Below are 15,453 nucleotides of genomic sequence, written 5' to 3' on the forward strand. Positions count from 1 at the left end.
ATAGCCAGTGCCGACATTCACGAGAGACATTATACAGCTGCTTCATATGGCCTATACCTCCAAGGCTTCCGACTTGCATATCTCTGTAGGTTCAGCGCCGGTAATACGCATTGATGGAACCCTGTATCCGGTTGAAGGGGAACAGATCACAGCCGGGGAATCACTGGCAATGGCAGAGGTGCTTATGGAGGAGCGGCATAACAGCATTTTCAATGAGACCGGTGAAATTGATTTCTCCTACCCGCTTGATAATGGAGTGCGTTACAGAGTAAATGTGTACCGTCAGCGGAGTGGAGTAAGCATCGCAGCCCGGGCTATTCCCGCTGAGATTCCGTCGCTGGAGCAGTTATCCCTGCCTTCAATTCTGGCATCTCTGGTAAAGAAGCCGCAAGGTCTTATCCTGGTGACAGGCCCTACGGGCAGCGGCAAATCCTCAACGCTGGCGGCGATGATTCATTCCATCAACCAGTCCGAGAGCAAGCATATCGTGACCCTTGAGGATCCCATTGAATTCTTGCACAGCCATGGCAAATGTCTGGTGGACCAAAGAGAAGTGGGGAGCGACACGAACAGCTTCGCCAGCGGTCTCCGGGCAGCATTAAGACAGGATCCGGATGTCATTCTGGTGGGGGAAATGCGTGATTTGGAGACAATCTCAGCAGCCGTTACTGCTGCTGAGACTGGACACTTAGTATTAGCAACGCTGCATACGACAGATGCGCCGCAGACGATTGACCGGATTATCGACGCTTTTCCAGGCCATCAGCAGAATCAGATCCGTTCCCAGCTGGCTTCGGTGATGCTGGCTGTAGTCAGCCAGCGCTTATTCCCGAGAGCTTCGGGCCGCGGGCGGTTATGTGCAACAGAGATTCTGGTGAATACGCCGGCGGTTGCCAACCTGATGCGGACGGAGAAGACGCATCAACTGAAGAATGTCATGCAGACAAGCAAGGCGCTGGGTATGCACACACTGGAGATGAACATCCGTGAATATCTTGCGGGAGGGCTTATACACCCTGCGGCGGCCAAAGCGTATATGAGTGAGGTGAGTGGCTGATGGCATTATTCGAATATCAGGTCAAAACAGCGGCGGGCAGGCCGATCAAAGGTAAGCTTACCGCTACGGATAAGCCGGCAGCCATGGATGAGCTCCGCAAACGCGGTCTGACGGTGTTCTCGCTGGTGGAACGTAAAACTTCCATTCTGCAAATGGATATTTATATAGGCAATCCGGTTAAAACCATTCACTTTATTATTTACTGCCGCCAGTTCGCAACACTTATGCGCGCCGGAGTATCCATTGTAGATGCTACGCGTATCCTGGCAGAGCAGACGGACAGTAAGCCGTTACGTAAGGCATTGCAGGATGTTGGTTCAAGTCTGCTGCGGGGGATTCCCTTCTCCCAGGCGGTCCAGGATCACAAGCGGATATTTCCGCCGCTGTTTGTCAGCATGATTCGCGCCGGTGAGGAATCGGGAAATATGGAAGGGACATTGGAGCGGCTGGCGATGTTTTTTGAAAAGCAGCACACAACGACCGAGAAGATAAAATCTGCGCTGACTTACCCGATTACTGTTGGGGTGATGGCTATAGGCGCAGTAATTTATCTGTTATGGGCAATTGTGCCACAGTTTGTCACCATGTTTGAGTCTTTTGATGCCGAGCTTCCGGCGATTACCAAGATGGTACTGGCACTCAGCAAAAGTATTCAGGGGCAATGGTATTTCTGGATTCTGGGGGTACTTCTCTTAGTAGTTGCCTATCAAATAACTAAACGTACAGAGAAAGGGGCCTATGCACTTGATTACGCCAAGCTGAAGGTTCCGGTCTTTGGTAAGTTGAATCAGAAGGGCTCGATTGCGCAGTTTACCCGGACATTCTCTTCACTCTACGCCAGTTCGGTACCCATCCTCCAATCCCTGGCTATTGTAGAGGAAGTGGCAGGCAATAAGGTAATCGGGCGCTATATCCGCAGTGCAAGTGATTCCCTCAGACAGGGAAATCCGCTCTCTGAGCCGCTTAAGAAGGCATGGGTATTCCCGCCGCTGGTTACACAAATGATTGCCATTGGTGAAGAGACCGGAGCGCTAGATACGATGTTATCCAAGGTCGCTGACTTCTACGAGATGGATGTAGAGAATACAGTTGACCGTCTAAAATCTCTATTAGAACCACTATTGATTGCCTTCCTGGCGGGAGTAGTCGGGGTGATCGTAGCAGCTATCATGCTTCCGATGTTCAGTCTGTACAGTAATATGTGAACCTTGCGGTTCCTTGCAATTATTGAGAGGGGTGACGCCGGAAAGGCGGAGCGGAAGCTGAAGCTGCTTCCGCAGGTGCTGGACGATGGAGAGAGCTGCTTCTATACCAAGAGCAATACAGCAGGAAGGTAGCAACATAGGATGAGATTTCTGTCGGAACATCACACACTACTATTATCAAGGGGGAAACGAAATGTTGGCACAGGCAATTAAGAGAAGACTCAGCAAGGAAGAGAATCAGAAAGGGTTTACGCTGATTGAGTTATTGGCAGTTATCGTTATTTTGGGGATAATTGCGGTTATTGCGATTCCGATGATTGGTAATATCGTTACTAATTCACGTGAAAATGCGGATCTGGCCACAGCTCGTCAAATTTATGAGGCAGCCAGACTTTACGTCATTGGAGAACAAAATGGTAATTTTAGCACTAACACTTCTGTAACACTGGCTACTCTTCAAACAGCCAACTATATAGATGTTGGTCTTGTATTACCAAGTACAAAATTACCGCTAACTCCTGCATCGACTATAGTTACCTTTAATACAGATGGTGTTCTGCAGACCGTGGTGTTGACACCGAATCCTGCAGGTGTTACAAATGGAAGTTATGCAGCTTCTGTTATTCTTACTAAATAATCATATTTCAATGATTTTATAAAAAAGGAATCGGAACCATTCCGATTCCTTTTTTAAAATCCCCGAAAGGGACATCAACCAATCATGACTATATTTATCGCATTCTATATAACTCTACTAGGCCTAACTCTGGGGTCTTTCTTCAATGTAGTAGGGCTGCGGATACCGGCAGGAGAGTCTTTACTGCATCCTCCATCGCAATGTCCCAAGTGCGGGACGCGGCTTACGCCACTGGATCTGATCCCGGTTCTCAGCTATCTGTTATCGCGGGGGAAGTGCCGGCATTGCGGAACCCGGGTGTCAACGGTGTATCTGTTTGGAGAAGCCGTAACTGGACTATTGTTTCTGGTGATGTATCTGAAATTCGGCCTCACGCTTGAGGGAATTATAGGGATGCTGCTGGTCAGCCTGGCGGTCATTATTACAGTCTCTGATCTGAGGTATATGCTGATTTCTGACAAGGTGCTATTATTCTTTGCGCCGGTATTTCTGGTACTGGTTCCTTTCATGGCGGAAGTCCCGCTATGGTATCATTTGCTTGGCGCTTTAAGTGGTGGAGGCGTTCTCCTTCTGCTGGCCCTTTTTGGTGGAATGGGAATGGGCGACGTCAAGCTGTTTGCACTGCTGGGCTGGATCATTGGCTGGCCGAATGTCATTGTGGCGTTTCTGATAGCTTGTGCGCTGGGCGCTGCGACTGGCGGGATTCTGCAGCTATTTGGCATTGTGCAACGCAAACAGCCAATCCCGTTTGGGCCATTCCTGGCTCTGGGTTCACTGCTCTCATATCTGTTCGGTCCGGACATCATCGGCGCATATCTTTCGTTTATCGGTTAGGAGGAACATCATCGGATGCTGAGATTAGGTCAACAAGCGGTCGGGATTTCCATTGAAGAATCCGCCATCCGCTGCGTCAGCTTGAAGAAGAATAAAACATGGGAAGTCCGCAAGAAGAAGGTCCTTCCGCTGCATCCGGGCATGATTGTCGAGAATCAGATTGCTGACGGTGAGTCACTGCTGGATATCCTTAAGCCCTGGGTTAAAAAACAAGGCCTTCGCGGTTCGAAGGTGTCCCTGGCTATCCCGCCTGCTCAAATCATTATCCGAAAAATGAGTATTCCCAGCACTAATGAAAAACAGCTGGAGCAGCTTGTGAAGCTGGAGGTAGAAACGGGTCTGCATCTGCCTTTTGAAAATCCGGTGTATGATTACGTTACAACAAGCGTGGATGAAAACCAGAGCCATCTGCTGGTATTTGCCGCGCCTCGCAAGCCGATTCAGGATTATATCGATATCCTGGAAGCGGCAGGTTTACGGGTGGGCAGTGTCGAGATTTCCGCTACGGCGTTAGCAAGAAGCATCATGCTGAATCAGGGCGAAGCCTTTGCAGAAACGATGCTGATCCATCTGGAGCAGTCACTGCTGGATATCTATATGTTCCGTGATGGCAATCCAGTCTTTATCCGTACGATTAATGTTGCCGATCTGCAAGCGGGCAGAGCGGAGCCGGCGGCTCTGCCTGTACAGGAAGAGATCAAATACAGGTCGGAGGCAGCTGCTACGCTTGAGAATGTGGAGGAACATCTCTCACCCGAGCAGATGCTAGAGATTACAGCTGAAATCTCGCGGATGCTGAACTTCTACCAGTACAGCTTGCACGATGGCAGTACCCGGATCAGCAATGTACTGATTACAGGGACACCGGGCATCCGCAGCCAGCTGCATGAGGAGCTTAGCCAGTCCTTATCCGAACAGGAGATTATTCCGGTAAGTCTGGATCAATTGGAGACCAGTGCAGCCAGAAGCCAGAACCTGCAATTGAACAGCTACCGGATTGCAACCGGAGCTGCACTGGGTTCAAGTGCACAGCATATTAATCTCTTGCCCCGTGAAGACCGTGAGGCCATGTTATTTCCCTATTTGGCCATTGCACTGGTCGGAATCTGGCTGCTGGGCATAGTGGGCACCGGGATCTTTTATGCAGCGAACAAGGGGCAGATTAAGAATCAGTCAGAGCAGATCCAGGGTCTGCAGGACCGGAGCGCCTTGCTTCAATTGGAGCTGGCCAAAGCTAATAACGGCGGTTCAGGCAAGCTGGACCGTAAAGCGGTTGTTGAAGAGATCCTGAAGTACAAGCTGAATATTGTTTCTGTATTAAATGAGCTGGCTTCCGGGCTGCCGCAAGGGGCTTCGCTTAGCAATATTGGTTACACATACCTCACCTCCATTGATCTGACCGTCAAGATGCTCAAAATGGAGGATGCTTCCGAATATCTCGCTGAACTGCGCAAAATGTCCTTCACGGTTGACGTGAGTATTCAGAAGCTGTCTGAAGGAGATCCGTCCGGAAGTACGCAATCTCCAGCGACTCTAACGAGATTCTACACGGCAATATATCATGTGAATTTGGCGAAAAGCACGCAGCAGGATACTGATGCAGCTAACCCGGGGGAGGCGGATGAGAATGGAACAAATCAATAAATACCGTTCGCCTATTGTACTGGGGGTTCTTGTCCTGTTCCTGCTGTTGTTCGCGTTCTTCCTGCTGGGATTCCAGCCTACAAACAGCAAGATTGCGGAGCAAGAATCAGAGATGTCGCAACTGGAGCAGCAAAACAGCCTCATGGAGAACAAAATAGAAGAACTGAACCGTTCGGCGGAGAATGACGAGGCTCAGGATGCGCTTCTGGCCCAGCTCCCGCGCGGTGACGACAGCGAGCAGCTTATTCTCGATCTGCGAGCCATCGGAACAATGACCAATGCTCGGCTGAAGGATATCGGGTTCACGCTGGATGATACAAATCCCATTCAGGTTATGACCGGTTCCTCCGAAGTAGTGTTCCCTACCGTGAAGGCCCTGAAGATGACGGCCCTGGTGGAAGGAACTTATACTAATGTGCGAAGCTGGATGACGGCACTACAGCTTCTGCCCCGCATTATTAATGTGGACGCGTTCAGTTTCCAGCACTCCAGCGATTCCGGCAACATTATTTCAGCCAATATTACTTTTACGGCCTACTATGAGAAGTCGTCAGAACCCTCAGAAACTTCGGCACAAGTTGCGGCTCTGGATCAAGAGCAACAGCCCTGAGCTTAGGCAATCATAGGTAGTGCTTTTTTACCCTATATAGTTCCATTTATTCCAGCTCTGGCCCCTATAAACAGGAGGGCGGAGCTTTTTTATGCTGTTTTGGGGTTTAACCGTTTACACATGGGGTAGTATTGGGTATTTTAGCTTACGGGCTATCGTAAGTTATATAGTACTTATCGCAGCAGTTGGAGAGAAATAGTTCTTCAATATATAAAACAGGATTACAAGGAGGCATTCAGAATGAACAAAAAAATGTTGATCGGTTCATTAGCACTATCACTGGGTCTGGTTTCTGCGGGAAGCGGAGCGCTCGCGGCTTCGCCAGCGGTGGGAATAGAGGGAGTAAGAACAGTAGCGGTGTCTGCACCAGGCAAGGAAGGTCCCGCTACAATCAATAATTTGACCGAGAAGAGTATTATTCCACTCATGGTTCATGCGAAGGCGATATACGCGTATGCAAGCCGGGGGGGCAGTGAATTCAATCCTGAGTTGTTTAATTATAATACAGTAGAGTACCGTTATCTCTCCAGTGATCTTGGCAGCAAGCAGCAACTGATGAACTATATTAAACGGGCATACACTCACAACGCCGCAGCCTTCTATCTGCAGACTCAATTTCTGGAGTATAACGGAAGAATGGCGCAGCCTAATGTAGATCTGGGCAACACGCTGGATTACAGCAGAGCCACAGCCCGGATGGTTTCAAAAACTGCACAGTCAGCAGTGTTCGAGCTCAGCGTACCGCCAGCAGGAACGACAGGTGTTAATGAGAATGTAGTGGTGAAACTCAAAAAGGTAAGCGGATACTGGAGAATTGATGTATCGCCGGCTACGGTTTTCTAGTTCGGGGATGGTAAGGAACTGTGCATAACTAAGAGGCCAACAGCTCTGCCGCAATCAGCGCAGCAGCTCCGCCGCACTCAGTGCAGCAGCTCCGCAGGATGAAGAATACCGGCAATCCGGCCCTGATCGGTCACGATAATGCAGTCGTTTCTCATCGGTTCGGGACGCTGCATGGCTTCGGCCCAGAGTAACTCAGCCGGGATGGAGATATCGGACACCAGAGGTTTGCGGTTCATCAGCTGCGATACGGGTTCATGGTAGAATCTGTCCATACCCATCCGTCCTGTAGCCTTGAGGAAAAAACGTTCGCACATGATCAGTCCAACCGGCTCATTATCTGTACTGCGGACGATGATGCATTTGGATTCCGGATGCTGAAACAGTACCCGCAGGGCTTCACGGCAGGTCATCGATGGCGAAACGGAAGGTGCTTGGCGGATGAGGGCGGACAGGTCAGTCGTTGATGCTGTAATCATAGAATTCATCCTTTCTGATAGGTTCTACTTTCAACTGTAGCGCGCAATCGTAAATTATAATGGCTTCTCCGGTAAGCCTTATGTAAAGGATGCCATTTTTATTAAAAAGCATGCTTGGGCTATAGTTTAAGTTTCCGCCGAATGTTACGCACGAACGGCTGTGCCTCCCTTTTATAAGGAGGGCACAGCCGTTTTTACTTGCAGCAGCTTATTGGCCCTTTACCCCGTCCTCCACCAGCTGTCTGCCCGGGGATTCCGGCAGCGTAGATTTGCTCATGCCTCCACGGTTGATGGCAATGACGCGTTTCTGGGCGTAGTAGACATCACGGGAGAGCTTCGTCTTCTCCTTGGCTTTACCGTCAACATAACGGGTAATGTAGGTCTCCACTACATAGCCGGTTTTGCCGGATTGCAGTACCCTTGTTCCGCCCTTCGGGAGCGAGGCATCGCTCACATACTTGTCGGTGGGAGGAAGTACCTCAACAGTGCGGGATTCTAAGGAATAAGTAACGTTTCTCGGAAAAGTGCCGAACAGCTTGACGGTCAGCGTGCGGCCCTTCACTTCGGACTTGATTATCAGATGTTTGCCGGTATTGTTGCGGAAACGGAAGTTGATATAGCCCTCGGCAAAAGTGGCATCCTGGCCTTTGGGCAGATAGCTGACCGGAAGTGAATGGTTGCGCCGTTCAACGATCTCAAGCCCGGAGCGCAGCGCGGCATTATACAGAGTGCTGGAGACCTGGCAGATTCCCCCGCCCGTGCCGGGCTGCAGCTTGCCGTTGACAATCACCGGAGCCTCGCGGAAGCCATATTCTGCCTGGGCCTTCTGGATCGCTTTTCCGTAATCGAAAATAGCACCAGGCGGCAGTATGGTCCCGTTGACGGCTTTGGCGGCAGCCTCCACATTGAAGCTGCGCCCGGGTCCGCTGGCCCCGAGTGAGGTGCTGAACTGGGTGATTTTGCGCTCGATGCCTTGATCCCTCAGCGCCTGCAGCGTGACATTCGGCTGCTTGACCGTTAAGGGCACCTCCAGCAAAATGCGTTTCCCTTCCAGTGCCCCGTTGCCGGCAAGCCGGGTGGGTACGGCCGCCTGCAGGGCGAGCTCCAGCGCATGCCAGTCTACCTCGAAGGAGGTGGTCCCTGGAGTATAGACGACACGGTCATCACTGGTAATCTGCCGCACTGCGTCGACAGGAACGCCGAAGGATTCTTTTTCCCATGCCGGACTTAGGCTGTTCATAAGCTGCGAAATCTCCAGATGAATTCCGATATTCCAGTTCCCGTTCCAATTGTACCGGGCCTGTACCCGATCCATTAGCGGACCATCCGTCAGCGTCTTCAGGGCGCGCCGGAATTCCTGGGCTTCATAGGTCACCCCTGCTTGCTGCAGTGAGACACTCAGCCCGGTATCCCCCTTGGCCTTCAGTGTGAGCGGCGTAGCTTCCAGCGCCTGAAGTTTTGCCTCCAGCGCGGCCCGCACCTGGGCGATGTCCTGACCGCTGATATCCCAGCCGGCAATGGCTGTTCCCTTGGGCAAGGTGGTCTGGGAGCCATATAAATGAAACCCTCCGGCGACCAGCGAGCCGGCCAGAATCAGGCCGAAACCCGCGATGAGGGCAGCGTGTACTTTTTTCATAAGCAATCTCCTTCTGTAGGGGCGGATTTGCGCCGGAAGCGGCACGGGCCATGGAATCAGGTCTTAAAGAACGCCTGGGAATACCGATATATATAAGAACAGAAGCTGGAGTGAACCTGATATTTTTATGTATATGTAAGGATTCGGTAAAACTTTCGGGTACTCAAGGGGTTAGGGATTTGTTACAATAGATACGCCTGCGATAATAATGCAGTTTATGGAAGCTTCCGCAGTTTGGTGTCGATAAGATAAGGCCCGGCGGAATATGTCAGAATCGGGAAGTGATAAGATGATCGAGATGCAGGATGTATGGAAGACCTATCCTAACGGAACCCACGCGCTACAAGGAATATCTGTCAAAATCGACCGGAATGAGTTCGTCTATATCGTCGGACCGTCCGGCGCAGGTAAATCAACGTTCATGAAATTAATTTATAGAGAAGAAACACCGACCAAAGGACAGATCTCTGTAGGCGGGTTCAATATCGGCAAGCTCAAGCCCCGCAAGATTCCTTATGTCCGCCGCAACATCGGCGTGGTGTTTCAGGATTTCCGCCTGCTGCCGAAGATGACGGCTTATGAGAATGTCGCTTTTGCGATGGAGGTTATCGAGGCGCCGAAGAAGGTGATCAAGAAGCGTGTGAATGAAGTGCTCGATCTGGTGGGACTGCGCAGCAAAGCGGGACGTGAGCCCTCACAGCTCTCAGGGGGAGAGCAGCAGCGGATCGCCATTGCCAGAGCCATTGTCAACAACCCTTCCGTCATTATTGCGGACGAGCCTACAGGCAACCTGGACCCGGAGACCTCATGGGGCATCATGCAGCTGCTGGATGAGATTAATTTTCGCGGAACAACGATCGTAATGGCTACCCACAACAGGGATATTGTCAACAAAATGCGCAAACGGGTGCTGGCTATTGAGAACGGGACGATTGTCAGAGACCAATTGAGAGGGGATTACGGTTATGAGTTTTAAAACCTTCTTGCGGCATGTGCGGGAAGGCTTCAAAAACGTATTCCGCAACGGCTGGATGTCGGTGGCTTCCATCACGTCCATCGTTGTCTCTCTCTTCGTGCTCGGAGTGTTTATATTGCTGGTGCTCAATGTCAATGAAGTAGCGGACAAAGCTGACAGCCAGGTGCAGATCAATGTGCATCTGACGCTGAATACGGACCAGAAAATGCGGGAGAAGCTGGAAAACGAAATCGGCAGTATGCCGGAAGTCAGCAAGGTGGAGTTCGTCTCCAAAGAACAGGGTTTGAAGGAATTCCGTGAAGATATGGGGCCGGATGCCGCCGAGCTCCTGGAAGGCTTCGATGAAGATAATAATCCGCTGCCGGACAAGCTGCTCGTAGAGGTGATCGAGCCGACCACTGTTCCGTTTGTAGCTGAGAAGATAGAAGCACTGAACAAGACCCTTGAAGAGCAGCCGATCTACAAAGTGAATTATGGCAAAGGCTCGGTGGAGACCTTGTTTAAAGTGACTAAGGCTGTGCGCAACATCGGGTTTATTTTTGTGGCAGGTCTGGCGCTGATGTCCATGTTCTTGATCTCGAACACCATCCGCGTAACTATTCTCGCCCGCCGCAAGGAAATCGGCATCATGAAGCTCGTAGGGGCAACGAATTATTTTATCCGCTGGCCGTTCTTTATTGAAGGTGCACTCATCGGGCTGATCGGCTCGCTGGTTACTTCGGGGGCGCTGTATGTGGGCTATAGCAGTCTGGTCTCTTCGGTGCAGGGAGATCCGATGCTGGGGCTGCGGCTGATTCCTTTTGAGGATATTTGGCTGCTGCTCTGCGGACTGCTGGTTGGCCTCGGTGTATTAATTGGCGTCTGGGGAAGTACGGTGTCGATCCGCAAATTCTTGAAGGTATAGCATAGATGAATTTCACATTTGAACAAAGGACGGGGAGTGCGAGTTGAAGAAGATTGTCGCCGGAATAGCCGTAATGTTGCTGGCTGTAACAATGTTCGGGCCCTCTGACGGATATGCGAAGAAAACAAGTGTTGCCGAGATTGACAATCAGCTGAAGCAGCTGCAGCAGGAGGTCCAGGCGGCCAAGGCGGCGCAGGAGAAGGCGGCATCCCGCAATCAGGAAGCGCAGCACTATAAGAATAAGACGACGCTGAATCTCCAGTATGTGCTGGACCAGATTGCCCAGGTGAAGGGTGAGATGACGACCATTTCCGGTAAAATCGCCAGTACGGAGGAGTCGCTTAATGTGACGGCAACTGAACTGGACGATGCAGAGACACGTGTGGCTTCCCGCGAAAAACTACTGGAATCACGTGTCCGCCTGATGTACACGGATGGTGCAGTCTCTTATCTGGATGTGCTGCTGTCTTCCACCAGCTTCTCGGATTTTCTTGACCGGGCCGATTCTCTGAAGATGATCGTGGATCAGGATCAGGATCTGCTGGTGCAGCATAAGCTGGACAAGCAGACGGTCATCGCGAAGAAGCAGGAGCTGGAGGGGCAATACGCCCAGGCTAAGCAGCTGTATACCGATCTGGAGTCCCAGCGAAGTGTGCTGAAGGAGAAGGAAGCGGAGAAGCAGGAGCTAATTGCTTACTACGATGAAGAGATTCAAGAGGCTGAGGTGATCTCCGAAGAGCAGAATGCCAAGCTGGTGCAACTGGCCAGCAACCGCTCTGCCCTGGAGGAGCAGAAGGACAAGCTCAAGGCTGAGGAAGCGGCACGCCGCGCAGCGGCCGCCAAAGCCGAAGCGGCACGCCGGGCGGCAGCGGCGGCTGCCAAAGCGGCCAAGGCCGCCAAGTCTGCGAGCAGCAGCAGAAGCTCCATTGCCAGCGTAGAGGAATATGCCGGCGGTGATGGGCCCTTCCTGCTGCCGGTAGGCTCGGCTCGTGTCTCTTCGCCGTATGGTGTCCGGACGCATCCGGTTACGGGTGAAGTCGGCAAAATGCATACCGGTGTGGACTTTGCGGTTCCGCAGGGCACGAATATCCATGCGGCCGATTCCGGTACCGTCCTGGTGGCGGAATGGTGGAGCGGTTACGGCTATTGTGTAATCATTGACCATGGCGGCGGGGTATGGACGCTGTACGGCCATATCCGCGAAGGCGGAATCAAAGTGAAACCGGGAGACCGGGTAGAACGCGGACAGACGATTGCCGAATCCGGTGCCACTGGACGCGTGACCGGACCGCATCTGCATTTCGAAGTTCGGATTGACGGCAAGACGGTTAATCCTATGCCTTATCTGTAAATTTGAGCTCTAATAAATATAATTTCATTCAGCGGCATATACTGGAAGAGATGCCGTTTCTCATGGAACGGACCCTTGCGGGTGAGAAGATGGACAAGAAGGGACGGTGGGAACATCATGTTAAAGAAGAGTACCGCAGCCTTTATGATCGTTGCCGCGCTGCTGTGCGGCAGCCTGCTGACCCTGGGCGTGACCGGCTATGCGCATGTATTCGGACAAGCGGCAGGCGAGGGAATTGCGACAGTCCTGCAGACAGCCGGACTGCAAGACAAAGAATCCAAGAAGCTAGGTACCGCCCTCAGCCTGATTGAGAGCAATTATTATGAGACCGTGGACCGCGAGAAGCTGATCGACGGCGCTGTCAACGGTATGATGGAAGCACTGGGCGACCCTTATTCCAACTATATGGGCAAGGAAACGGCAGCAAGATTCGAAGAGAGTATCGAAGGCTCCTTCTCGGGCATCGGTGCTGAAGTCTCCTCGGATAACGGCAAGGTCGTTGTAGTCTCGCCGATCAAAGGTTCACCGGCTGAGAAGGCCGGCATTCAGGCCAAGGATGTAATCCTCTCCGTTAATGGGGAATCGCTGGAGGGGCTTGAGCTTAATGATGCTGTAGCCAAAATCCGCGGTCCCAAGGGAAGCGACGCAACCTTGAAGATTCAACGTACCGGCACAGCGGAGCCGCTGGAATTCGTCATTACCCGCGATGATGTAAGACTGGAAACGGTCTACGCTACGATGGAGAAGGACAATATCGGAGTGATCGAGGTTACGCAATTCTCACAGAACACTGGGAAGCGGTTCGAGGAAGAGCTGACCAAGCTGGAAACGCAAGGCATGAAGGGACTTGTCATTGATGTCCGCAATGACCCCGGCGGTGTGCTGCCGGTTGTTATCGAAATGGCAGAGCAGTTTGTACCGGCCGGCAAGGCTATCGTACAGGTCGAAGACAAAAACAAGCAGCGCGAGGTCAGTACCTCAAAGGGCTCCAGGAAAAAGTATCCGGTAGTTGTGCTCATGAATAAAGGCAGCGCGAGCGCTTCGGAGATCATGGCAGGAGCACTGCAGCAATCTGCGGGTGCGAAGCTGATCGGTGAGGACTCATTCGGGAAAGGCACCGTCCAGACCAGCTTCGAAGAGCAGCTGGGTGACGGCAGTCTGCTGAAGATTACGATTGCCAAGTGGCTGACACCAGACGGCACCTGGATTCACGGCAAGGGCATCAAGCCAGATATTGCGGTCGCCCAGCCAGATTACTTCTCGGTGGCGCCGATTAATAAGAGTGTAACGCTTCAATACAACATGAACAGCACGGATGTCAAAAGCGCACAGACGATGCTGGATGGTCTGGGCTATAAGCCGGGCCGCAAGGATGGATATTTCGATGCCGGTACCAAGGAAGCGGTCAAGAAATTCCAGAGCGCCGCTAAGCTGAAGTCAACAGGCGTGATTGATGCCAAGACCGCAGAAGCGCTGGAGCTGGCGCTGATCAAGGTCATTCAGGACCCGGCCAAAGACAATCAGCGGAATAAGGGAATCGAAGAGATCCGGAAGGAAATCAAGGCTACGGCGTCGAACAAGTAAGAAGGCTGATTCCAGCCTTCTTTTTTTCTACAAATAGAAGAAAGTTTATGTTGTACACCTTGGGCTGAAGGCGATACAGGGTATTGCTGCTTCGATAACATAGACTCATTTTAGAGGACACCTAATACATTTCCACTAGTCCCGGACGAAAAGGAGTGTGACGAACGGTTTGAATGTGATGTTGGAACTGCTTGCTAGCTGGGGTACAGCGGTCATTCATCTGCTGATTCAGCCTTATTACTATATCGCTCTTATATTTATTGCACTCTATTACCGCAGGCAGGTTGCGCTGGAGCGGAAGCTCATCCATGTGAAGCTGCATAGCTGGGGCCGCGAAACGTGGCGGACGGTATGGACTGGCGGGGTTGCGGGACTTGTTGTTTCCTTAGCAGCTGTAGCCTTGGGTATCTCCTTATCCTATACGGCTGTAGCCTGTATCTGGGTGGTCAGTCTGGTATTAATGCTTTTTCGTGTGCGCTATTTATGCTTTGCGTATTCTATAGGTGTGCTGGGAATTGCTCAGTTTGTTCTTTCGTTCTTTCCGGATACGCTGCAGAGCGGAGCCGCAGGAACGATTGCCGGGGCGCTGCGGGAGATGGATATCCCGGCGCTGCTGGTGCTGGCCGCGCTGCTCCATCTGGCTGAAGCGCTGCTGGCGCGCTGGCAGGGCGCCAGGCTGGCGAGCCCGCTCTTCCTTGCCGGCAAGCGCGGCAAGGTGGTCGGCGGCTACCAGCTGCAGGCCTTCTGGCCGCTGCCACTGTTCCTGCTGATTCCCCCGGGTGCGGGAATCGGTGAACTGCCCTGGCATCCGCTGCTGGGCGGGGGCCTGGGCCTGGTCTCCCTGCCGGTCATCATCGGCTTCAGCGAGATGACCCAGGGCATGCTGCCCGGACGCAAGGCGGCCCGCACTTCAGGACGGCTGCTGGTATACAGCATCGTCCTGCTCGGCTTAAGCCTGCTTGCGGACTGGTGGAGCCCGCTGACCCTGGTCGCGGCGCTCACTGCAGTGCTGCTGCACGAAGGGCTAAGCTGGTACAGCGCTCTGGAGGAGCGCAGTATCAGTCCCGTCTTCGTGCATCCCCCGGCCGGCCGCAAGGTGCTGGCCGTGCTGCCGGGCAGCCCGGGGCAGGAGCTGGGCATCCTGCCCGGCGAGGTCCTGCTGAAGGTCAACGGGGTCCTGTTGACCGGCGCGGCGCAGCTGCATGAGGCGCTGCGCATGAATTCGGCGTTCTGCAAGCTGGAGGTGCTGAACCGCGAAGGCGAGAGCAAATACCTCCAGCGCGCGATCTACGATGGCGATCACCATCAGCTCGGCATCATTCTGGTGCCGGAGCCGGACGGAAGCGTGACCGCAGAGGCCAAGCCGTCCAGTATCTTCAGCATCATCGGGATGCAGACGGGAACCCGCCAGCGGGGGCATACGCCCGGGCGGCGGGGCCGGAAGAAGCCTGCCGCCTCTGCGGAGGCTAAGCAGAAATCTGCCGGAGTCTGATAGGGCAGCATAGCTGAATGAAACGGTGAAAGGCCCGTTCTTCCTGATTATCATCCAGGAAGAGCGGGCCTTTTTATAGAAATAGTTGAGAGTTTACCTGCTTAATTATGCAACTTGAAGACGCCATCATCCCGCTAACCCGCCAATCCGACGGAAATCCTGTATGAAATACAACAATGTGCCCCGGTTACCCAAACCAGGCCA

Annotated in this window: 14 protein-coding genes; 12 read left to right on the forward strand and 2 right to left on the reverse strand. The window is 52.6% G+C overall.

The window, feature by feature from the left end:
• Positions 1 to 7: 7 nt before the first annotated feature.
• The 7 genes from MKZ24_RS07355 to MKZ24_RS07385 all read left to right on the forward strand — a co-directional run bounded on the left by MKZ24_RS07355 (position 8) and on the right by MKZ24_RS07385 (position 6,830).
• Positions 8 to 1,057, forward strand: a complete 1,050-nt coding sequence (locus MKZ24_RS07355; RefSeq protein ID WP_340781871.1) for a type IV pilus twitching motility protein PilT — start codon at positions 8 to 10, stop codon at positions 1,055 to 1,057.
• Complete coding sequence (locus MKZ24_RS07360; protein WP_340781872.1) at positions 1,057 to 2,262, forward strand: type II secretion system F family protein; 1,206 nt, start codon at positions 1,057 to 1,059, stop codon at positions 2,260 to 2,262. Before MKZ24_RS07355 ends, MKZ24_RS07360 begins: the two co-directional genes overlap by 1 nt.
• Before the next feature lie 193 nt (positions 2,263 to 2,455).
• Positions 2,456 to 2,899: a type II secretion system protein gene (locus MKZ24_RS07365; protein WP_340781873.1), complete on the forward strand. Its 444-nt coding sequence runs from the start codon at positions 2,456 to 2,458 to the stop codon at positions 2,897 to 2,899.
• An 84-nt stretch (positions 2,900 to 2,983) separates the two neighbouring features.
• Positions 2,984 to 3,733 carry a prepilin peptidase gene (locus MKZ24_RS07370; RefSeq protein WP_340781874.1) on the forward strand — a complete coding sequence of 250 codons (750 nt, stop codon included), beginning with the start codon at positions 2,984 to 2,986 and terminating at the stop codon, positions 3,731 to 3,733.
• A gap of 15 nt (positions 3,734 to 3,748) precedes the next feature.
• Positions 3,749 to 5,377 (forward strand): pilus assembly protein PilM, encoded by a 1,629-nt coding sequence (pilM, locus tag MKZ24_RS07375; protein WP_340781875.1) that lies wholly within the window; start codon positions 3,749 to 3,751, stop codon positions 5,375 to 5,377.
• Positions 5,361 to 5,987 (forward strand): type 4a pilus biogenesis protein PilO, encoded by a 627-nt coding sequence (pilO, locus tag MKZ24_RS07380; protein ID WP_340781876.1) that lies wholly within the window; start codon positions 5,361 to 5,363, stop codon positions 5,985 to 5,987. The genes pilM and pilO overlap by 17 nt, the downstream gene beginning before the upstream one ends.
• Before the next feature lie 240 nt (positions 5,988 to 6,227).
• On the forward strand, positions 6,228 to 6,830 hold the full coding sequence (locus MKZ24_RS07385; protein ID WP_052416762.1) for a DL-endopeptidase inhibitor IseA family protein: 603 nt from the start codon (positions 6,228 to 6,230) through the stop codon (positions 6,828 to 6,830).
• A gap of 77 nt (positions 6,831 to 6,907) precedes the next feature.
• Here the strand turns inward: MKZ24_RS07385 and MKZ24_RS07390 are convergent, their stop codons facing one another.
• Positions 6,908 to 7,306: a hypothetical protein gene (locus MKZ24_RS07390; RefSeq protein WP_340781877.1), complete on the reverse strand. Its 399-nt coding sequence runs from the start codon at positions 7,304 to 7,306 to the stop codon at positions 6,908 to 6,910.
• A 208-nt stretch (positions 7,307 to 7,514) separates the two neighbouring features.
• Complete coding sequence (locus tag MKZ24_RS07395) at positions 7,515 to 8,942, reverse strand: VanW family protein (protein ID WP_340781878.1); 1,428 nt, start codon at positions 8,940 to 8,942, stop codon at positions 7,515 to 7,517.
• A gap of 289 nt (positions 8,943 to 9,231) precedes the next feature.
• On the opposite strand from MKZ24_RS07395, the gene ftsE reads away from it, so the two are divergent.
• From ftsE to MKZ24_RS07420, 5 genes are all read left to right on the forward strand, one after another.
• Entirely contained in the window at positions 9,232 to 9,918 is a 687-nt protein-coding gene (ftsE, locus tag MKZ24_RS07400) for a cell division ATP-binding protein FtsE (RefSeq protein ID WP_039302777.1), read from the forward strand.
• Positions 9,908 to 10,822, forward strand: a complete 915-nt coding sequence (ftsX, locus tag MKZ24_RS07405; protein WP_042240171.1) for a permease-like cell division protein FtsX — start codon at positions 9,908 to 9,910, stop codon at positions 10,820 to 10,822. The genes ftsE and ftsX overlap by 11 nt, the downstream gene beginning before the upstream one ends.
• A 43-nt stretch (positions 10,823 to 10,865) precedes the next feature.
• A complete protein-coding gene (locus MKZ24_RS07410; RefSeq protein WP_340781879.1) occupies positions 10,866 to 12,173 on the forward strand; it encodes a murein hydrolase activator EnvC family protein in 1,308 nt (435 codons plus the stop codon).
• Between the two features lie 117 nt (positions 12,174 to 12,290).
• Positions 12,291 to 13,757, forward strand: coding sequence for a S41 family peptidase (locus MKZ24_RS07415; RefSeq protein WP_042240165.1), 1,467 nt, complete (start codon positions 12,291 to 12,293; stop codon positions 13,755 to 13,757).
• A gap of 169 nt (positions 13,758 to 13,926) precedes the next feature.
• A complete protein-coding gene (locus MKZ24_RS07420) occupies positions 13,927 to 15,249 on the forward strand; it encodes a PDZ domain-containing protein (RefSeq protein WP_445324152.1) in 1,323 nt (440 codons plus the stop codon).
• Positions 15,250 to 15,453 lie beyond the last annotated feature (204 nt).

It is taken from the genome of Paenibacillus sp. FSL R7-0297 (genome assembly GCF_038009025.1).
GTDB lineage: Bacteria > Bacillota > Bacilli > Paenibacillales > Paenibacillaceae > Paenibacillus_AQ.